The 22427-nt window shown below is 38.8% G+C and carries 14 protein-coding genes; 11 read left to right on the top strand and 3 right to left on the bottom strand.

Translation table 11 applies throughout. The features are described 5' to 3' along the window. Positions 1–67: 67 nt before the first annotated feature. The gene (locus tag C4H12_RS04400; protein WP_095898438.1) at positions 68–1303 is read left to right on the top strand and encodes a site-specific integrase; all 1236 of its coding nucleotides are present in this window, start codon (positions 68–70) and stop codon (positions 1301–1303) included. An 872-nt stretch (positions 1304–2175) separates the two neighbouring features. On the opposite strand, the gene C4H12_RS04390 is transcribed toward C4H12_RS04400, so the two are convergent. The 3 genes from C4H12_RS04390 to C4H12_RS04380 all read right to left on the bottom strand — a co-directional run bounded on the left by C4H12_RS04390 (position 2176) and on the right by C4H12_RS04380 (position 8103). Beyond that, entirely contained in the window at positions 2176–3360 is a 1185-nt protein-coding gene (locus C4H12_RS04390; RefSeq protein ID WP_106097854.1) for an efflux RND transporter periplasmic adaptor subunit, read from the bottom strand. A 5-nt stretch (positions 3361–3365) separates the two neighbouring features. After that, the gene (locus C4H12_RS04385) at positions 3366–7697 is read right to left on the bottom strand and encodes a CusA/CzcA family heavy metal efflux RND transporter (protein WP_106097853.1); all 4332 of its coding nucleotides are present in this window, start codon (positions 7695–7697) and stop codon (positions 3366–3368) included. Positions 7698–7782: 85 nt separating this feature from the next. After that, positions 7783–8103 (bottom strand): DUF6660 family protein, encoded by a 321-nt coding sequence (locus tag C4H12_RS04380; RefSeq protein ID WP_106097852.1) that lies wholly within the window; start codon positions 8101–8103, stop codon positions 7783–7785. 689 nt (positions 8104–8792) lie between these two features. Between C4H12_RS04380 and C4H12_RS04370 the strand changes: the two genes are divergently transcribed. The 10 genes from C4H12_RS04370 (at position 8793) to C4H12_RS04325 (ending at position 22346) form a co-directional block, all read left to right on the top strand. Then, entirely contained in the window at positions 8793–10412 is a 1620-nt protein-coding gene (locus tag C4H12_RS04370) for a CTP synthase (RefSeq protein ID WP_106097851.1), read from the top strand. Between the two features lie 49 nt (positions 10413–10461). Then, positions 10462–12342, top strand: a complete 1881-nt coding sequence (gene yidC / locus C4H12_RS04365) for a membrane protein insertase YidC (protein WP_106097850.1) — start codon at positions 10462–10464, stop codon at positions 12340–12342. A gap of 92 nt (positions 12343–12434) precedes the next feature. Next, complete coding sequence (gene nagB / locus C4H12_RS04360; RefSeq protein ID WP_106097849.1) at positions 12435–14378, top strand: glucosamine-6-phosphate deaminase; 1944 nt, start codon at positions 12435–12437, stop codon at positions 14376–14378. A gap of 113 nt (positions 14379–14491) precedes the next feature. Beyond that, entirely contained in the window at positions 14492–15142 is a 651-nt protein-coding gene (locus C4H12_RS04355; protein WP_106097848.1) for a phosphatidylserine decarboxylase family protein, read from the top strand. A gap of 5 nt (positions 15143–15147) precedes the next feature. Further along, the gene (locus C4H12_RS04350) at positions 15148–16227 is read left to right on the top strand and encodes a CapA family protein (protein WP_106097847.1); all 1080 of its coding nucleotides are present in this window, start codon (positions 15148–15150) and stop codon (positions 16225–16227) included. 59 nt (positions 16228–16286) lie between these two features. Continuing rightward, on the top strand, positions 16287–17003 hold the full coding sequence (locus C4H12_RS04345; RefSeq protein ID WP_106097846.1) for a YebC/PmpR family DNA-binding transcriptional regulator: 717 nt from the start codon (positions 16287–16289) through the stop codon (positions 17001–17003). Continuing rightward, positions 17003–18235: a sodium/glutamate symporter gene (gene gltS, locus C4H12_RS04340; protein ID WP_106097845.1), complete on the top strand. Its 1233-nt coding sequence runs from the start codon at positions 17003–17005 to the stop codon at positions 18233–18235. Before C4H12_RS04345 ends, gltS begins: the two co-directional genes overlap by 1 nt. Positions 18236–18256: 21 nt before the next feature. Further along, positions 18257–18613 (top strand): hypothetical protein, encoded by a 357-nt coding sequence (locus C4H12_RS04335; RefSeq protein WP_106097844.1) that lies wholly within the window; start codon positions 18257–18259, stop codon positions 18611–18613. A 6-nt stretch (positions 18614–18619) separates the two neighbouring features. After that, positions 18620–19108, top strand: coding sequence for an SMI1/KNR4 family protein (locus tag C4H12_RS04330; RefSeq protein ID WP_106097843.1), 489 nt, complete (start codon positions 18620–18622; stop codon positions 19106–19108). A 481-nt stretch (positions 19109–19589) separates the two neighbouring features. Further along, positions 19590–22346, top strand: a complete 2757-nt coding sequence (locus C4H12_RS04325) for a sodium-translocating pyrophosphatase (RefSeq protein ID WP_106097842.1) — start codon at positions 19590–19592, stop codon at positions 22344–22346. Positions 22347–22427 lie beyond the last annotated feature (81 nt).

Here is a 22427-nt window from a genome sequence, read left to right as displayed (position 1 = left end):
TTACACCTTTTTTCATATTGTACAGTAACTTGATAAAAAGTACTTTCGCAAATTAAAAAATTAGAGTATGAAAAAAGTAAAACGCTCAACCTTTAAGGTATTGTTTTGCCTTAAAAAGAATGCCCCAAAGAAGAACGGTAAGGTTGCTATTATGGGGCGTATTACCATTGACAATCAGGTAGCTCAGTTTAGTACCAAACTTGAAATCCTTCCACAGAAATGGGATTTGAAGTACGGAAGGGTAACAGGTAAAACAGAAGAAGCTACCCAACTTAATCGCAAGCTGGAAGAGATTCGCTCACGTATTATTACTCATTACAAGGAACTGATGAAGTACGAGGGAGTGGTTACTGCTCAGAAGCTAAAAGCTACTTTTCTAGGCATAGGAGTAATGGAAGATTCCTTGCTAAAAGTCTATGAGAATTTCAAAGAAGGCTTTGCCTTGATGGTAGAAAAAGGTGTTAGAAGTTACAGCACTCTTAACAAATATGAGAATGTATATACTCATTTGAGCGAGTTTATCCAGTATAAATACCGCAGAAGTGATATTTCTTTCAAAGAGCTTACAGAAGACTTTATCAACGATTTTGATTTCTATCTTAGAGTTAATAAAAGTCTTACTCACAACACAATATGGGTTTATATGATGCCCCTTTGTAAAATGGTAGAAATAGCCATAGACAAAGGAATTATCTATCGCAATCCTTTTAAGAATTATATAAGTTCTATGGAGGAGAAAGATAGAGGCTATTTGCTTAGAGAGGAAGTAGAAACTCTTTTACAATATCACCCTAAGAGTGCTTCTGCTGAATTAGTACGAGACCTATTTGTTTTTAGTTGCTTTACAGGCTTCTCTTATATTGATATCAAACAACTTAAAAGAAGCCACTTACAATCGTTCTTTGACGGCAACAAATGGCTTATCAAACGCCGTCAGAAATCTGATGTGCCCTGTAATGTACGTCTGTTGGATATAGCCGAGAAAATTATTGAAAAATATGAAGGTACGACTCGTACAGAGGCATTGTTTCCTACACCCTCCAACACTAATTGCAATCTCTTAATCAGAAAGATGATGAAAGATTGTAACATCATTCGTGAAAAACCCATTTCATTTCACTGGGCACGCCATACCTTTGGTACTCTGTTCTTAACAGAAGGGGTTCCCTTGGAAAGTGTTAGCAAGATGATGGGACATAAGAATATCAAAACTACCCAGATTTATGCTAAAATCACCAATGAGAAAATCAGCAAGGATATGGAAATTGCTGCCGAACGATTAAAGAATTTAAAGATAGGATAGCTTCTCAGTGTCTTTTAAAAATTAGAAATCCATTGATAATATTTCAAAAAGAGATGTGTCAATGGATTTTTTTGTTGCCTTACAAAAAGCTATCTCACAAAGATAAGAGTGTTATTAAGACTTACCTATTTTCCCTGTTTTAAACACTTAAGGCACGTAATGGCGGTTCGTTGTTCGAGTGCAAAGGTATTTCTGTGTTCTTAACGCTTCTTGCAAGGTCAAGCCCGATGGGTTTTCAAAAAATCTCCAGCCCTTGTCCGTTGTCCTGCGGGTAGTATTTTTTTTGAAAAACCTTGTAGAAGCTAAACACAGACCTTTTATGGCACTCGAAACGAAACCAGCTCATTCCGACCTTTAAGCGAATAAAAAAAATGTCAAATATGAGAAAAATGCCGCTTCTTACAGATTGTTTTTTGAAACGAATACCGCTTTTCCTCCCATTGTCGAATAAAAATTTCAAACTATGTAGCTACCTAATTACGTTTTTACCTTCGTACATACTTGCTTGCTTTGATGCGTGAATGCAAAGTAATGTACAAATATACATATAGCTTTACATAGAATTGTAAATAACTCTGTAAGTAAGTGATTAAATATATTGCTAATATGCCCTAAATCACTTTATGAGCTTGTAGTATTTATCTTCTTTTCTTATGGTTAATTAAAATTTGACCTTTAGGGAGAATCTTCTGTTCACCGGAACAGAGCAAGTTGTGTTTTGAGGCACGCATTAGGCGTGTAGGCACCTCAAAACCACTTGCCCTTGCAGGGAGCTTAAAACACACTCCGAAGTCGTGGTTTTTTACTTTTATATTTTTATTGTATTTCTAATGTAATAAAATTTTAATAATATATCCGATACATTACCAATTCTAATCACTATCTTTTTCAGCATTTACTAAGGTTGCGTTGATAAAGAATGCTCCTTTGGTAGCAATAGTCTGTTCGGGGGCTATAGGTTTTACAGGGGCAATGGCAGTATACCCACTTTCGGAAGCTCCTTTTACTACCTCCACTTTCTCAAAAGAGGTTTCTTTATCCGAAGTTTGGGTTACCAGAAAAATGTAGGATTTACCAGCATCCTCTACGATAGCCTCGTTAGGTACAGCAGGGGTCGTTTGTTTGTCAAGACTGATAACCCCTGTTACATTCATTCCATTGATGAGCCCTTGTTTGTCACCCTCTACGTGGCAATGTACAATGATACTTTTGCTTTCGTTTTCAAACGAAGCCGCAATGTTATACACTTGGGCATCATATTCGCGAGAGGTGTTATTGGTAGGGTTGAAGTGCACTTGTTGTCCTACCTTAATGTAAGGCAAGTCTCGCTCATACACTTGCAAGTGCAGGTGCAGCGAACTGTTGTCGATGATTTCCACAATAGGGGTGGAGGCATCTACATAAGCCCCTTTGTTAGTATATACCGCACTGATATTCCCACTAATAGGAGCCACTATCGCCAAAGTAGATTGCATTCCCTTATCGGTGAGTGTTTGAGGGTTTAAGCCCATTAGGCGTATTTGTTCTTCAAGTGAAGCTTTTTCGGTACGGAGGGTGCGTAGCTGAGTAGTAGCGGCTTGTAGGTTCTTACCAGTACCAGCATTACCTTCATAGAGGGTTTGCTGACGGTCAAGTTCTTGTTTAGCAAGTTCTATCTGACTATTAACGGTGAGCAAGCGCTGTTGTTGTTGCAAGAATTCTGGGTTAGAAACAGTAGCGATTACTTGCCCTTTTTGCACATAACTGCCTATCTCTACCTTTACGCTCTTGATAATCCCCGCATATACAGTCGATACCTTCGCCTGATGGTCGGCAGGCACGCTCAGTATTCCATTGGCTTTGAGGGTAGCGGCAAGAGCTTTTTCTTCTATATGTCCCAAACGAATATCTACAGTTTGGATTTGAGCTTGGGTAAGGGTGGTGAGGTTGCCTCCTTCTTCGTGGTGTTCTTCGCGCTCTTCGAGCTTTTGATTATTGGTAGTTGTAGGAGTGCCATTGCAGGCTGATAGACTAATTCCTATAAGGATAAAAGCGATTTTTATACTATATTTTTTCATTTGTTTTACTGGTTTAAAAGGGATTGTATTTCTATTACTTTTTGATTAAGCGCCTCGATACTCTCAAGGTATGCTAAGCGGGTATCTACGGCTGTCTGTAGGGTGTAAAGGTACTCCACATAGCTTATTTCACCTGCGCTATACCCTAACTGATTGGCTCGGATAATGCGCTCGGCTTCGGGTAGAGCTTCTTGTTTGTAAAACTGATATTTTTGCAAATTCAGTTGGTATTCCTCTTGCAGATTTATCCATTGAGTTTTAAGCTGTTTTTCTGTTTGTTGGGCTTCTTCTATAGCTGCTTCTTTCTGATATTTATAAGCTTTCACCTTGGCACGGGTAGCGGTAAAAATAGGAACTGAAAGCCCTATGGTGGCAAAGTGAAAACGTTTACTTCTATCAGTATAGGTCTCTACCCCTCCAATGGTTTGCATTCCTATAAGAGACTGATTGGTATAGCCCAATGTAAGGTCGGGCAGGGCTTGGGCACGCTCTAGACGTTTGTTGTGCTCAGCTATGTTTGCTTCTTGATAGCTGAGTTGTACCAAAGGGTGCTGAGAGAGTTGTACATCCGAAGGCTCACTGAGTAACAAAGGCTCATACACGGGCGACTTGGTAATGGTAAATGCTTCTTCTGTTTGCATTAACGTACGCAAGTTGCGATAGGTAGCTTGTTGTATAGTTTTGTTCTGTTGAAGTAACAAACTTATTTCTCCTTTCTTCACTTGGGCAGTGTTAATATCTATCTTCTTGGTATCCCCTGCTTTATAGCGTACTTCAGCAATGCGAATAAAATTATTGTAGAGACTATCAAGCTGCAAGAGCTGTTCCTCTTTAAAAGTCAAATATTGCAATTGCTGATATGCGTTGCGCACTTGCCGCTTCAGTTCATTCTGCTGAAGGGCTAATTGCCCTTGTTGTAATTGTGTCTCTGCTTGATAGAGCTTTTTGCGAGCAGCAAATACTGTAGGCAAAGGAATAGATTGTGATACACCTACTGAAAGGTCTTTTTCAGCACTGCTGTACTGCCCGTATTGCCCTGTAAAGTCTGTTTTAGCCAATTCAAAAGAGGTTCGCTCTTTAGCACTTGCTCCTTGTAGCTTGAGTTGTGCTGCCTTAATCACTCCATTGTTCTTAAGGGCTATTTGCTCTATTTCTTGTAGCGAGTAAGACTGCTGAGCGTGTAGCGCTATAGGACTGATAAGCAATAGGACTATCGTGAGTACTTTAGCTGAAGGACGGCGCCAAGAAAAGGTACTATTGAAAGCGATGTAAAGCAACGGAAGCACGAAGAGGGTGAGGAAGGTAGCCGATACTAACCCCCCAATAACCACTGTAGCTAAGGGGCGTTGTACTTCTGCTCCTGCTCCTTGACTGAGTGCCATAGGTAGGAAACCTAAGCTCGCCACCATAGCCGTCATTAGCACAGGGCGTAAACGCATTTCGGTACCCGTAATCACGCGATGCAAAAGGTTGGTCATTCCTTCTTTTTTCAGCTGGTTGAAAGTGCCAATAAGCACTATACCGTTGAGCACTGCTACCCCAAAGAGCGCGATAAAACCAATACCCGCACTAATACTAAAAGGCATTCCCCGAAGAAGCAAGGCAAATACGCCCCCAATGGCACTCATCGGGATAGCGCTAAAGATGAGCAATGATTGTTTTATAGAGTGGAAAGCAAGGTATAACAAGAAAAATATTAAAAGTAGGGCTACAGGCACGGCTATGAGCAGTCGGTCGGTGGCTTGTTGTAGGTTCTCAAACTGACCGCCATAGGTAAAGTAATAGCCCGTAGGGAGCTTTACGCCCTTTAATTTTTGTTCTATATCACTCACCACACTCTGCACATCGCGCCCTTGCACGTTGAAGCCAATGACGATACGGCGCTTGCCTGCTTCACGGCTTACTTGTGCGGGGCCTAATTCATATTTGATAGTGGCCAATTGGCTCATCGGCACCTGCCCATTTTCGGTAGCTACCATCATATGCTGTACATCGTCAATTCCGGTACGATGGAGGCTATCGAGGCGCACCACAAGGTCGAACCTTCGTTCGTTCTCGAAGACAACCCCAGCCTTCTTACCAGCAAAGGCGGTACTGAGTACCTCATTGACCTCTTGCACCGAAAGTCCGTAGTTGGCCAAGCGTACCCGATCGTAAGTAACATTGATTTGCGGAAGTCCGCTTACTTTTTCGACCTGTGGGGCGGTAGCACCTTCTGTTTTCTGGATAAGTTGGCTTACTCTTTGGGCGTAGTGGGCGAGGGTATCCATGTTTTCTCCAAAGATTTTTATCGTTACATCCTGTCTGACACCTGTCATCAATTCGTTGAAATGCATTTGTATAGGCTGGCTTTTCTCAAAGAAAACCCCAGGAATATCCTTGAGCCGCTCAATGATGGCATCTCCTAATTCCTCATAGGAGCGACCACTTTTCCATTGGTCTTGGCTCTTGAGTACGATCACAATATCGGAGGCTTCCAGCGGCATAGGGTCGGTAGGTATTTCGGCAGAACCTGTTTTGCCTATCACCATTTTCACCTCGTCGAACTCACGAATCAGGCGAGAGGCCTGCATGGAAGTCTCCAAGCTCTGCTTCAGGGAAGTGCCCGGTGGCAGAATACATTCAAAAACAAAATCGCCTTCTTGTAGTTGTGGAATAAACTCACCTCCCATACGGCTGAAAATGCCTACCGCAAGAACGAACAGTACCACGGTACTGCCTATTATCCATCCCCTAAGGCGGATAGAACGGACAAAGAGCGGTTGGTAGTGACGGTAGAGCCAGCTTATCATTCGCTCGGCAAAACTGCGCTTGTCACTTACTGTTTTAGGTAGGAGCAAAGCGCTCATGGCAGGGATATAAGTCAGGGAAAGGATCAGGGCACCCAAAATAGCAAAGACGACGGTTTGTGCCATAGGGCGGAACATCTTGCCCTCTACTCCTACCAAGGTAAGAATGGGAATATACACCATCAGGATGATAATCTCTCCGAAGGCGGCACTACTGCGTATTTTGGAAGCGGAATGGAATACCTCCTCATCCATTTGTGTTTGGGTAAGTCGTTGGTGGTTCTTTCGGATCGCCAAGTGGTGCATCACTGCTTCTACCACGATAACCGATCCATCTACGATAATTCCGAAATCTATCGCTCCCAAGCTCATCAGGTTGGCACTTACTCCAAAGAGGTTCATCATTCCTAAGGCAAAGAGCAAGGAGAGCGGAATGGCTGTGGCAACAATCAGTCCGGCACGCAGGTTCCCTAAGAAAAGTACTAAGATGAAGATGACAATCAGCGCCCCCTCTAAGAGGTTTTTCTCTACTGTATGGATGGCGCGTTGTACCAAGTCCGTGCGGTCTAAGAATGGCTCTATCACTACATCTTCAGGTAGGGATTGCTGTATGGTGGGCAGTTTTTCTTTGATACGACTGACTACCTCGTGGCTGTTTTCGCCCTTGAGCATCATCACTACCCCACCTACGGCATCCACCTCGCCATTATAGCTAAGGGCACCATAGCGGAGGGCACTGCCCAAGCGTACCTCGGCTACATGCTTGATAAAGAGGGGAGGGGTGTGCTTGCCTACGGCTATATTGCCTATGTCTTCAAGGGAGCGAGCCATGCCTATTCCTCGGATAAAGTAGGCATTGGGGCGCTTGTCGATATAGGCACCTCCTGTATTTTGGTTGTTCTGCTCCAAAGCAGTGAAAATATCACTGACACTCACCCCCATGGCACGGAGGCGATCGGGGTCTATAACCACCTCATACTGTTTGAGTTCGCCTCCAAAGCTGTTGATTTCGGCTATTCCTTTGGTACCATAGAGTTGGCGAGCCACGATCCAGTCCTGCATGGTGCGGAGGTCTTTGGCGGAATATTTGTTTTTGCTCTGTTCCGTAGGGCGAATGATATACTGATATACCTCCCCCAGTCCGGTACTCACGGGTGAGAGTTCGGGCGAGCCTATGCCTTGAGGGATTTGCTCCTGTGCCTCCTTGAGCTTTTCATTGACTAGCTGGCGGGCAAAGTAGATGTCCATATCCTCGCTAAAGACGGCTGTGATGACCGAGAGACCAAAGCGGGAAATACTGCGTGTTTCCTCCAGCCCAGGAATATTGGCGATGGCTTGCTCAATAGGAAAAGTAACCAGTTGCTCTACCTCTTGTGAGGCCAAAGTAGGGGTAGAGGTGATGATTTGTACTTGGTTGTTAGTAATATCTGGAACGGCATCAATGGGGAGCCTTGTAGCACTCCATACGCCCCAAAAAATAAGCATAAGGGTCATGAATCCTACAAATAGCTTATTTTTGATGCTAAATAGTATGATTTTGTCTAACATTTCTAATAAGAATTAATGATTAGTTAATGACTAATGATGGGTGAGATGACTAATGAACAATCACTTGAGATGAAGAAAGAAAAGACTATATCTTGGGAGGAGTCCAGATATTCCCATAGCAGTTCGAAGACCATACGGTCAGGGGATAGCTATAGGAGGGAATGGTTGCGGTGGCTTGAGCAATGGTTAAGGCCTCATAAGTAGTGGGCGTGCTGATTACCATTTGGCAGCAAGTGCAAATGCAGAAAGATGAACAGCTATCCAAATGAAAATGAGAGTGTTCCCCAGTTGGGGCTGTTACAAATTCATAAGAAGCTGAAGACTCCTCACCTTCAAGCATATCCGTACAAGGCAGCCCAGTGAGTGCCAACAGATATAAGCTAAGTATGAAGGTGAAAAATCTCATATTGGGAGCAAAGATACATTTTTTTTCAATCTGACAAAATTTTTTGATTTTGTCGCATTCTACTACATAATTAAAAATAACACATCTGACACATTACCAGCTCCACGCAGACGTGCGTTGCTGCACGTCTGCGGGTGCAAAGGTAAATTTTTTTGGTTATATTGTCAAGATGTTGTACCTTTTCACCTAGAAGTTACTGAGAAAATAGGTATAATCAAATGAAATAAGAGCTATTACTAAATCATTACCTAATCTTCTTGTAATTCCTGTATCTTCTTTATTTAAAATAGATTATAAAAGTAGTTTCAATTTTGGGGCAAAAGTACAAATAAAAAATTAATTAGCAAGTTTTTTTACTTCTCACCACTATTACTATTTTTCTTCCTGTCTAATCCTTGTCTTCTAATCTCAACCCTCCAAACAGAAAATTTTTCTGTTAAAGCTATCTTGGAGCTACCTTAGAGCTACCTTGGAGGAACCTTAGAGCTTAAGTAAAGAATCTCTGAACTCTCAATTTCTGCTAAATAAACAAAAAGCAGAAAAAAATCTATTTTCACAATAAAAAACAGAAAAATGTGTAATTTCCTTTTTTCTTATCTTTAACCTAATAACCAATCTCTAAAAATAAATGTTAATAGTTACTTGTTAATTGCAAAAAAGTTTGTACTTTTGCCAAAAATTTGTTGAAGATGGTTCAAACCAAATATATATTTGTTACAGGAGGTGTAACTTCCTCTCTCGGCAAAGGCATCATAGCTGCCTCATTAGCCAAGCTCTTACAAGCACGCGGCTATAGGGTTACTATTCAAAAATTCGACCCTTATATTAATGTAGATCCAGGCACCCTTAACCCTTATGAACATGGCGAATGCTATGTAACTGAAGATGGAGCCGAAACTGATCTTGATTTAGGACATTATGAGCGCTTCCTCAACGTACCTACATCTCAGGCTAATAATGTTACCACTGGGCGTATTTATCAAAGTGTGATTGAAAAAGAACGCCGTGGTGAGTTCCTAGGCAAAACAGTACAGGTAATTCCTCATATTACCAACGAAATAAAAGAACGTATACAGCTGTTAGGTAACACCGGTGATTATGATATTGTCATTACTGAAATAGGTGGTACCGTAGGCGATATTGAGTCTCTCCCATATATTGAATCTGTCAGACAGTTATTGTGGGATTTAGGTGAACATAATGCGATTGTAATACACCTCACTCTTGTACCTTACTTAGCAGCAGCAGGCGAACTGAAAACTAAACCTACCCAGCACAGTGTTAAAACCCTAATGGAAAGCGGTATACAAGCCGATATATTAGTGTGCCGTACCGAACATGAACTTTCAGACGATCTTCGCTATAAATTAGCCCTCTTCTGCAATGTTAAACGTGAGGCTGTTATCCAATCCATCGATGTATCTACCATTTATGACGTCCCTAATGTAATGCTTCTTGAGGGACTTGATAAAGTAGCCCTCAAAAAGTTAGATCTCCCCTATAAAAACGAACCCGACCTCACTCAGTGGAATGCCTTCTTACAACGATACAAAAATCCTAAACATCGCATCAAAATAGGCTTAGTAGGTAAGTATGTTGAGTTGCAAGACTCTTATAAGTCTATATTAGAAGCTTTTATACATGCAGGTGCTGCTAATGAGGTGCGTGTAGATGTTGAAAGTATCCACTCAGAACATATCAATGAAGAAAATATAGAAGCTAAATTAGCTCACTTAGATGCCATATTAGTAGCACCTGGTTTTGGTGGTCGCGGTATCGAAGGAAAAATTAAAGCTATTGAGTATGTACGCAAACACAATATTCCTTTCTTAGGTATTTGTTTAGGTATGCAAATGGCAGTTATTGAGTTTGCACGCCATCTAGCAGGTATGCAAGGAGCTAATTCTACCGAAATGGAACCCAATACTCCTTACCCCGTAATCAACCTGATGGAAAGTCAAAAAGAAGTTACCCAAAAAGGAGGAACTATGCGCTTAGGAGCTTGGGACTGTGAGCTTATGAAAGGTAGTAAAATATTTGACGCTTATGGTAAAACTCATATTTCTGAACGCCACCGTCATCGTTATGAGTTCAATAATGAGTATAAAGAACAGTTAGAACAAGCAGGCTTGCAATGCACAGGTATCAACCCCGATACAGGTTTAGTTGAAGTAGTCGAACTCCCTAACCATCCTTGGTTTGTAGGTGTACAATATCACCCCGAATATAAAAGTACCGTTGCCAACCCTCACCCTTTATTTGTAGCTTTTGTCAAAGCAGCCTTACAAAATAAATTAAAAAAGAACTAAAATCTTATAAATAAACATAGGTTTAAAAAACAGAATTATAATTAATTATATGGAAGAAAAGAAATTTGATGCTAAAACAATTATAGGCTTTGTACTTATATTCTTTTTACTATTATGGGTAATGGAGAACAATAAGCCCTCTCAGGAAGAATTAGCTAAACGCAAAGCCGCCCAAGAACAAGCTGAAGCTCAAGCCAAACAACAACAAAATACAGCTACTACAGCTCAAGCATTCCAACAAATACCTACCGATTCAGTAGCATTAGCTCAATATAAAGCTACTTTAGGCGCATTTGCTTATTCAGCATCATTGCCATCAGCTAAAGATGAGCTTACAATAATTGAGAACAAAGATGTTAAAATTACTATTAGTAATAAAGGAGGAGAACTGAAAGAAGTATTGCTAAAACATTTCCAAACCTATGATACTTTACCCGTATACCTTGTAAAAGATAGTAATGCACTCTTTGGTATTGATTTTACAACTGCACAAGGACAAAAATTGAATACACGTAACTTGTTCTTTCAGCCCGAATTGAAAAATGAAGGAGGTAAACAAGTAGTGTCAATGAAGCTTAAGACTTCCGAAAATGTCTACTTAGAATATCTTTATACCCTTCCTGCCGAAGGTTATATGCTTGATATGGCAATACGTAGTCAGGGACTTTCTGGCGTACTCAATACCAATCAACCTCTTACAATCGATTGGGGTGTAAAAGCACGCCGTATGGAAAAAAGCGTTACTTATGAAAACCGCTATACTCAAGCCTCTATACTATTTGGAGATGATAAAGTACAACGCCTAAGTCAAGGTGGTAATGATGGAGGCAAAGAAGAGCAAGTGCGCTGGGTAGCTTATAAGCAACATCTTTTCTCCTCTATACTTATTAATGATGCTCCTTTTGAAAAAGGCGACTTCTTGTCCTACAATATCGCTACCAATGAGGGTAAAGACGTTAAATTCACTAAAAATATTAAGTCTACTTTCCCTCTTAAAACCAAAGGAGGAGAATTAAGTGAGTCCTTGCACTTCTATTTTGGTCCAAGTGATTACAATATTCTAAAGCAGTATGATGATAAATATCAGCTTACCGAATCTATTCCACTCGGTTGGGGTATTTTTGGCTGGCTTAATAAGTGGTTATTCATACCATTGTACAACTTCTTAGCACAATATTTTTCAGTAGGATTGGTAATTATCTTAATGACTATTATAGTACGTTTACTCTTATCACCTATTGTATATAAGTCATATCTATCACAGGCTAAAATGAAAGTATTGCGCCCAGAAATTGAAGAAATCAATAAGAAATATGAAGAGCCTATGAAACGTCAGCAAGAAACTATGGCATTATACAGCAAAGCGGGGGTAAACCCTTTAAGTGGCTGTATACCTGCTTTGTTACAGCTGCCTGTATTCTTGGCATTGTTCAACTTCTTTCCAGCCGAGTTTGGATTAAGACAGAAGAGCTTCCTTTGGGCAGATGACCTTTCATCTTATGATGCAGTCCTACAGTTGCCTTTCTCTATTCCTTTCTATGGTAGCCATGTAAGTTTGTTCCCATTCTTAGCTTCAGTAGCTATTCTCATCTATTCATTGATGACAATGGCACAAACTGTACAGCCTCAACAGCCTGGTATGCCTAGTATGAAGTTCCTCATTTACTTATCTCCCGTGATGATGTTGTTCTTCTTTAATAACTATGCCAGTGGACTTAGTTTGTATTACTTTATATCAAACTTGCTTACCATATTTATTATGTTAGCTATTAAGTATTGGATTATTGATGAAAAGAAGATACATGCACAAATACAAGAAAATAAGAAAAAACCGAAAAAAGAAAGTAAGTTCCAAGCCAAAATGCGTGAAATGATGGAGCAAGCTGAAGCTCAACGTAAAATGCAACAATCTCAGCAAAGGAAAAAATAAAAAAAAACTTAAAATTATTTTTGTGTAATTCATAAAAGTTGTTTACCTTTGCCCTGTTAAAAAAATAATAAAAAATCATTTATCAAACAAAAATGAGAACAGATATTAAAAAAGAAGTTTCATCGATTGCTCATCACCCTGCTGGGGCTGTTGAAGAAACTCGTTTTGAGAAAATAGATAATCTTGTTTTCTCAAATTCCGTAACCGCTTCTGTTAGTGTCGCTCATGAAATTGCTAATCTTATCAGAAGAAAACAATCAGAGGGTAAAACTTGTGTGTTGGGCTTAGCCACAGGTTCTTCACCAGTTAAAGTGTATGATGAGTTAGTACGTATGCACAAAGAAGAAGGTCTTAGCTTTAAAAATGTTATTACCTTTAACTTAGATGAGTACTACCCAATGGAAAAGCAAGATTTGCAAAGCTATTGGTACTTTATGCACGAGCATTTGTTCAACCATATTGATATTCCAAAAGAAAATATCAATATACCTAACGGAACAGTGTCTCATGATGAACTTGATGCTTACTGCGCTTCTTATGACAAGAAAATTGAAGAATGCGGAGGTATTGATTTCCAACTTTTAGGTATTGGTAGGACAGGACACATAGGTTTTAATGAGCCAGGTTCTAACCGAAACTCAGGTACACGTAACATTACCCTTGATCATATCACTCGTTCCGATGCAGCTGAAGCATTTCATGGAATCGACAATGTACCTCGCCAAGCTATTACTATGGGTATCCGTACTGTAATGAAAGCACGTCGTATTGTATTGCTTGCTTGGGGTAGTAGCAAAGCTTCAATTGTTGCTAAAGCTGTTGAAGGTGAGGTAACTTCCGAAGTACCTTCAAGTTATTTACAATTACACGAAAATACTACTTTTGTATTAGATGAAGAAGCTTCTGCTCTCCTAACCCGCATTAATACCCCTTGGTTGGTGAAAGATGTGAAATGGAATGAAGACCTTAAAGCTAAAGCTATCGTATGGCTATGTGAGCACCTTGGCAAAACTATTCTTAAACTTACCGATTCTGATTATAATGAAAATGGTATGTCTAAACTCCTTGCCGAATCAGGTCCTGCTTATGATTTGAATATTGCAATGTTTAACCGTTTGCAACACACCATTACTGGCTGGCCAGGAGGTAAACCTAATGCTGATGATACTAATCGTCCAGAGCGCGAGAAACCTCATAAAAAACGTATTATTATCTTTAGTCCACACCCTGATGATGATGTAATCTCAATGGGAGGTACTTTTGATCGTCTAGTATCACAAGGTCATGAAGTACATATTGCTTACCAAACTTCAGGTAACTTTGCTGTATCCGATCACGAAGCGCTCAAGTTTGCAGAAGTATTCAAAGATATAGTAAAAGAAAATAAAGCTGAGGTAGCAGTACTTGATGAAATAATTAGCAATATTACTAATAAAAAATCAAATGAAATTGATAGCTTATTAGTACGCCAATTAAAAGGCAATATTCGTCGCCATGAATCATTGGCAGCTACTCGTTATGAAGGCGTGCCTGATAATCGTGTACACTTCCTTAACTTACCTTTTTATGAAACAGGTGGCGTGAAAAAGAATCCTATAGGTGAAGCTGATATCAAAATTATTATGGATTTGATTGAAGAGGTAAAACCACATCAAATTTATGCTGCAGGTGACCTAGCCGACCCTCATGGTACTCACAAAGTATGCTTGGATGCTATCTTTGCTGCTGTGAAAAACTTGAAAGAAAAGGATTATATGAAAGACTGCTGGTTGTGGTTATATCGTGGTGCTTGGCACGAATGGGATATTCATGAAATTGAAATGGCAGTTCCTATGAGTCCAGCACAAGTACTTAAAAAACGTCAAGCTATCTTCTTCCACCAATCACAAAAAGACGGTGCAATGTTCCAGGGTGATGACTTGCGTGAGTTCTGGCAACGTGCTGAAGCTCGCAATAGCGAAACAGCACGCCGTTATCGCAATTTAGGTTTGGCAGACTATGCTGCTATTGAGGCATTCAAAAGATACTTCTTTTAGTCTCTCAACTCTTTGAAAGAGGATAATAATAAAAGTTCTAAGCCAATCAGCTTAGAACTTTTTTTGCTAGTTTAAAAAAATATTTGTACTTTTGCAATCTAAAAAAAAAGGTAATGTTTCACAAAGAAGGATTTAAAATTATTCTCATTACGCTATTTGTGGTAATAGGTATATCGCTTATAGCTCATTATTTTATTGATATAGTATGGCTTAAAAAAGCTATACAACTACTATCTATTGTGTTTCTAATAGCTGTTTTGCAGTTCTTTAGGAACCCTAAACGTAAAACTCCTAAAAATGACCATCACATTATTGCTCCTGTTGATGGTAAGGTAGTAGTGATAGAGGAAGTGTTTGAAAAAGAATATTTTAATGATAAATGCTTACAGATATCTATCTTTATGTCTCCTTTAAATGTACACGTTACACGTTATGCTTTAGGAGGTAAGGTTGTATATAGTCAGTACCATCCTGGTAAGTATTTAGTAGCATGGCATCCCAAAGCCTCAGAAGAAAATGAGCGTACTACAATAGTTGTAGATAACCCAGTTTTTGGCAAGGTATTGTATAGGCAAATAGCAGGAGCATTAGCAAAACGTATTGTGAATTACGCTAAAGTAGGAGATACAGCAATACAAGGTGAAGATGCAGGTTTTATAAAATTTGGCTCACGTGTAGATGTTTACTTACCTTTAGGAACAAAAGTAAATGTACAGCTCAACCAGATAGTAAAAGGAGGTATTGATGTAATTGCTGAAAAGTAAAAGAAATGCGAAAAATTCTATTACTGATAGCTTTAAGTATAAGTGGGTATGTAACAGCACAAATAGATAGTTTAAGACATATTCCTATAGATACTTTAGCTCTAATGTACACTAAGGATACACTAACAATAGTAGCTGTAGGAGATGTAATGATAGGTTCAGGGTTTCCTGAAGGTTATTTGCCTAAAGATGATGCTGTTGATAGTTTTAAATATGTAAAGCCTTATCTAAAAGGTGATATAGTATTTGGTAATTTAGAAGGAGCAATATTAGATAGTGGTAGTTCTGATAAATGTAAAAAAGCTGCAGAAGGTACTTGTTATGCTTTTCGTATGCCCAATCGTTATGGGAAAATTATCAAAGATGCAGGCTTTAACTTAATGAGTACAGCCAATAATCATGCTAATGATTTTGGAGAAAAAGGACGAAAAAATACTGCTAAAATATTAGATGAAGTAGGTATTTATCACGCAGGACCTATAGAAAACAAATCAGTTATCTTTGAAAAAGATGGTATAAAGTATGGCTTTTGTGCTTTTTCACCTAATAGTAATATGCTATCAGTAAACAATATAGAACAAGCAACTGATTTAGTAAAGGAGTTGCGCCCTCAGGTAGATATACTTATTGTTTCATTTCACGGAGGGGCAGAGGGTTCTAAAAATACACGTGTACCTAGGGCTAATGAGTTCTTTTATGGAGAGAACAGAGGTAATGTGTATGAATTTGCACACTCAGTAATAGATGCAGGTGCTGATATTGTATTAGGTCATGGTCCTCATGTAACACGTGCAGTAGAATTATATAATGGGAAATTTATAACTTATAGTATGGGTAATTTCAATACTTATGGTAGGTTTAACCTACAAGGAGCAAATGGAATAGCCCCTTTGTTTGATATTAAAATAGACCGAAAAGGTAACTTTTTGTATGCAAATGTCATTTCGGTAAAACAAACAAAAGCTAATGGCTTAGAACTTGATACTAATTGTAAGGTATTTAGTGAGATAAAATATCTTACAGAGTTAGATTTTCCTGAAACACCTTTACTTTTTGAAGATAATCAAATAAAAATTAAGGAGTAAAGTAATAAAGTATAATAGATTAAAATTATCATTAAACATTAAATTTAAATATAGAGCAAATGGGAAGAGCATTTGAATTTAGAAAAGCCCGTAAATTTAAACGTTGGGCTGCAATGGCAAAAACATTTACCCGTATAGGGAAAGATATCGTAATGGCAGTGAAAGAAGGAGGACCTCACCCTGAAAGTAATTCTCGCCTACGTGCTGTAATACAGAACGCCAAAGCTGCCAATATGCCCAAAGAAAATATTGAGCGCGCAATTAAAAAAGCAAGTGAAAAGGATACAGCTAACTATAAGGAAGTACTTTTTGAAGGATACGCCCCTCATGGTATAGCACTACTTATTGAAACAGCTACCGATAATAATAATCGTACAGTAGCCAATATTCGCAGTTATTTTAACAAATGTAATGGTACTTTAGGTACTTCAGGCTCAGTAGAATTTATGTTTGACCATACTTGTAACTTTCGTATCAATGCTAATGGTATTGACCCAGAGGAGTTAGAGCTTGAAATGATAGATTTTGGAGCTGAGGAAGTGTTTGTAGATGAAGATGGTATCCTTATCTATGCACCTTTTGAAAGCTTTGGTGCAATACAAAAAGAATTAGAAGGTCGTGGTATAGAAATTTTATCATCAGGATTTGAACGTATTCCGCAAGTAACTAAAGAGCTAACTCCTGAAGAACAAGCTGATGTAGAAAAGCTTCTTGAGAAAATAGAAGAGGACGATGACGTCCAGAATGTTTATCATACTATGAAAGAAACGGAATAATGAATACCCTTATTATTGATCCTTATTTCACCCTTATAGCAGCTACTATAGTACTACTTGTAGGGCGGCTTTTAGTACATAAAGTGAAGTTTTTAAAAGACTTCAATATACCTGAACCCGTTGCTGGCGGCTTGCTGGCAGCGGTTTTTATGTGCCTTTTATATGCCTATAATAAAACTTCATTAGAGTTTGATAAAGGCTTACGTGATGCTTTTATGCTTTTCTTCTTTTCATCTATAGGTTTAAGTGCCGACTTTTCTAGACTAAAAGCAGGAGGTAAAGGACTTGTTATTTTTTTAGGAGTAGTAGCCTTATTTATTATAGTACAGAATACCGTAGGTATAGGATTAGCTACTGCTTTAGGTGAAAATCCTATTGTAGGGCTTATAACAGGTTCTATAACACTTACTGGTGGGCACGGAACTGCTGGTGCTTGGGGTAAAATATTAGAAGGGCAAAAGTATGCTATTAAAGGGGCTACTGATATAGGTATGGCTTCAGCTACTTTTGGACTTATACTTGGTGGCCTTATAGGTGGCCCTGTAGCGCGTAAGCTGGTAAACAAGTTGGGCAGGAAACCTGTTGTTGAACCCCAACAAGCAGATAATGCTGGTGATACTACTGTTCAAATATTTGAAAAAGCTGATAAGCAACGCCTTATTACAGCTAAATCGGCAATAGAAACAATGGCTTTATTTGCTGCTTGTCTTTCTTTTTCGGCTATAATGACTTCTCCACAAGTTACGGCTTACTTGCCTGAAAAATTTACAATACCTCAGTTTGTATGGGCACTATTCTTCGGTGTTTTGTTACGTAATATTCTTACTAAGGGCTTTAGCGTAAATGTGTTTGATCGTGCTATTGATGTGTTTGGTAATGCCTCATTGAATTTGTTTTTGGGGATTGCCCTCTTAAATCTTAAATTGTGGGATTTACTAAATTTAGCTCTCCCAATGCTTATTATTTTGGCAGCACAAACTTTTGTAATGTGTACTTATGCTTATTTTGTTACTTTCCGTTTGATGGGTAGTAATTATGATGCGGCTGTACTATCTGCTGGACATTGTGGTTTTGGTATGGGAGCTACCCCTACAGCTATAGCCAATATGCAGTCGGTTACGGAGCGTTTTGGACCTTCGCATAAAGCCTTTTTGATTGTACCAATGGTAGGGGCTTTCTTTATAGATTTTATTAATGCCTTTATTTTGACCACATTTATAAGTTTCTTATAGTGATGAATAATTAGTGTAATTATGGAAGATAAACTAATTGAGGCTTTTGGGCAGTGTGTGAGAAGTAGTAGAGATACGTCTTTAGATATGCTTATAGCATTTAGAAATGATCCTAAAACTATTAAAAATCCTGATGAGGAGCAAAAGGCTCTTGTAGAGTTATTGCAATTATTGGATGATGAGGCTTTTATGAAACTGCAAAAAGGACTAAAGTACTGTGTTGAGCTTTCTCTTTTTAAGTTTATCAATCTGTTGGAAAATGGTAAAGGCAATATGAGTTTTGAGCTTTCTGTTGAAAATGGTGTCCAAAAAACATTGTTGATAAGTAAAGAGATTGATAATGATTTGATTCACAGGATTTGGGATTGGTTAGAGTAAAAAATAGTGGAAAATTTACTTTTTTTAGAAACATTGAAGAATTTGGATTGGAATGTTTGCTTAGAAAAACAACCCAATGTGTACTGTATAGTAGATTTGGCTAATGGAAGAATCCGAGATACTACGGAAGAATTTCGGGAGTTTATTAGTTCATTTAGTGTGTGTAGTAACAAAGAGGATACTATATGGTTTTTATCAGTTAGAGACTACCAAAATAGGGAGGATGACTGTTTTGCTTGGAATGAATTTGAACGACAGAGCTTAGAGTTTTCGGAAAATGATGATGAAAGGCATAACGTGACTGAGTTTTGGGAAGCTCATTTGCCTTTTCTTATGTCGGTTAAAAATGGTTATGAATATGTAGCTATAGGGATTGCTAAACATAATTTTGGTAATATTTATCGTGGGTATGAGCCTATGTATGAGGAGCCTATACTGATTGCAAATTCCTTTTCTGAGTTTAAAAGACAATATATTTTGTCGATTAATAAGTAATTGGCATCAATGCTGTTGAGATTTTATATTTCGACAGCATATTTTTTTTGTCTGCTTAGAAGTTATTCTTCATTTGTCCTTTTCTTGGTGATATATTTAGGCAGAGAATCGCACTAACTATCCTTCGTTTATAGTTCGTTTATCCTTCGTTATTCGTTCGTTCATCTTATATTGTAGAGTTACTAAGGGTGTATTTGAGCTATGGTTATGCTAAGTTGTGGTTGCTTGCTGCTTGTATTCATCTTTTGCTTGAAGTGGGGTAGGGGAGTTATAGATGTGGGGAGAAGATGAATGATGGGCTGATGTGTGAAAATTTGCCCCTAAAAATGAGGTTGTGTTTGATGTATAAATAGGGCTTGGTGGGTAGTGTTTGGAGAGAGTTTTTTTGAAGTGAGAATAAAAAAAATGTGATTTTATTTCGCTATTACAATTATCTTTTGTAATTTTACGCCCTAATTTTAACTAATTACTAAATATTTGTATGGATAAAATGATGTTATATCTGCCGTTAGCCCTTGCTATTCTGGGGCTTATCTTTATGATTACAAAGGCTTTATGGGTGAACAAACAGACTACTGGTACTGACAGAATGCAAAGCATTTCAAAAAGTATTAAGGAAGGTGCGATGGCATTTTTGAATGCTGAATATCGTATTTTGGGGCTGTTTGTGATTATTGCTTCCATTGCCTTATTCATCGTTTCTCGTATGGTAGAAACTTCTCACTGGCTCATTGTTGTGGCATTTGTGTTTGGAGCTCTTTTTTCTGCCTTAGCGGGAAATATAGGTATGCGTATTGCTACTAATGCGAACGTACGCACTACCGAAGCAGCTCGTACGAGCTTACCTAAAGCTTTGAAGGTATCGTTTGGTGGTGGTACTGTTATGGGCTTGGGTGTTGCAGGTTTGGCTGTTTTAGGCTTGAGCTTGTTTTTTATTCTTTTCTTAAACACCTTTGTATTGGGTAACAAGCCGTTTTATGATGAAATGACCCTTGTGCTTGAGGCCTTAGCAGGTTTCTCATTGGGGGCTGAATCAATTGCGTTGTTTGCTCGTGTAGGTGGTGGTATTTATACCAAAGCTGCTGACGTAGGTGCTGACCTTGTAGGTAAGGTGGAAGCTGGTATTCCTGAGGATGACCCTCGTAACCCTGCTACTATTGCTGATAACGTAGGTGATAACGTGGGTGATGTGGCTGGTATGGGTGCTGACTTGTTTGGTTCATACGTGGCTACAGTACTTGCTTCAATGGTACTTGGTAACTATGTTATTAAGGATATTGCTACTGCTAATGGTGCTGAATTTACTGATGCTTTTGGTGGTTTAGGTCCTATTTTATTACCTTTGGTGATTGCTGGTGTAGGTATTGTTGCATCAATTATAGGTACTTTCTTTGTAGGTATCAAGAACAATGAGGCTAAAGAAAAACAAGTACAGGGTACCCTTAACGTAGGTAACTATGTGGCTTTAGGGCTTACTTTGGTAGCTTGCTATTTCCTTATTCAATATATGTTGCCTGAAACTATTCAAATGAGTTTCTTTGGTGAAGGAGTAAAAACTATTGCGAGCATTAATGTGTTCTATGCTACTATTGTAGGATTGGCAGTAGGGTTGCTTATTTCGGCTATTACTGAACATTTTACTGCTTTGGGTAGAAAGCCAGTTCTTAATATAGTTCGGAACTCATCAACAGGTGCAGCAACTAATATTATTGCAGGTTTAGCTACAGGTATGAAATCGACTTTTGGTTCGGTATTACTATTTGCAGTAGCTATTTGGGGTTCTTATTCATTAGCAGGTTTTTATGGTGTTGCAATTGCTGCTTCGGCTATGATGGCAACTACTGCTATGCAGTTGGCTATTGATGCTTTTGGTCCTATAGCTGATAATGCTGGTGGTGTAGCTGAAATGAGTGAATTACCAAAAGAAGTACGTCAGCGTACAGATATTTTAGACTCTGTAGGTAATACTACAGCAGCTGTAGGTAAAGGTTTTGCTATTGCTTCGGCAGCACTTACAGCTTTGGCATTGTTTGCTGCTTATGTTACATTTACAGGTATTGATGGTATCAATATATTTAAAGCAGATGTATTGGCAGCCTTGTTTATAGGAGGTATGATTCCAGTAATATTCTCGGCTTTGGCTATGCAATCAGTAGGTAAAGCTGCTATGGATATGGTGAATGAAGTACGTAGACAGTTCCGTGAGATACCTGGTATTATGGAAGGGAAAGGTACTCCGGAATATGGTAAATGTGTGGCAATCTCAACCAAAGCAGCTTTGCGTGAGATGATGTTGCCAGGTGCTATTACTATTATTACCCCTATTATTATTGGATTTGTGATGGGAGCAGAAGCCTTAGGAGCTTATATGGCTGGTGTAGCTGTATCAGGAGTAGTTTGGGCTATATTTCAAAACAATGCTGGTGGAGCTTGGGACAATGCTAAGAAGTCATTTGAAGCAGGTGTAGAAATTAATGGACAGATGACTTATAAAGGTTCTGATGCTCATAAAGCTGCCGTAACAGGTGATACTGTGGGTGATCCATTTAAAGATACTTCAGGACCTTCAATGAATATTCTTATTAAATTGACTTGCTTGGTAGGTTTGGTAATCGCTCCTATCTTGGGAGGACATACTACTAGCGCAAGCACTACGCCAGCGGAAGCAGAACTTAAGCAAGGAGGAGTTGTAGAAATGGTTGAGATACAAGATATTGCTACTCCTATAGCTGATGGTGTGCTTAATGCTGATGGGAACTTTGAATATAATGTAGGTGAGATTGCTGATTTACAATTAAGTAATGCTATTTTAAAAGTGGGAGAAAATTCATCAGAGCGTAATATTGTACGCTTATTAAGTGACCCTACTTTCACTGCAGATCAGTTTAAAAATACTTGGGTTACTTTGGATAGAACTTATTTCAAATCAGGAAGTGATGAACTTACTGAAGGTTCAGAACAACAATTAAAGAATATTGTAACTATTTTGAAAGCTTACCCTAAAGCGGCTATTCGTTTAGGTGGTTATACTGATAATACAGGTAGTGCTGAAGGTAATTTGAAACTTTCTCAGCAACGTGCTGATTCAGTAATGAAAAAACTTATTGAGCTTGGTGCCAATAAAGAACAGCTAAGTGCTGAAGGTTATGGAGCTAATCACTTTTTGTGTGAAGCAAATGATACACCTGAGTGCAAAGCTAAAAATAGACGTATTGATGTACGTTTAACTGCTAAATAATAATATTTTAGTTACTAATATAACCTCAAAAAGGGGTGTTGGGGGAATATTTTCCTCCCAGCACCCTTTTTATAATCCATA

This window comes from Capnocytophaga sp. oral taxon 878 (assembly GCF_002999135.1).
In the GTDB taxonomy this organism is placed as follows: domain Bacteria; phylum Bacteroidota; class Bacteroidia; order Flavobacteriales; family Flavobacteriaceae; genus Capnocytophaga.
This window is presented reverse-complemented; position numbering and strand designations above follow the sequence as displayed.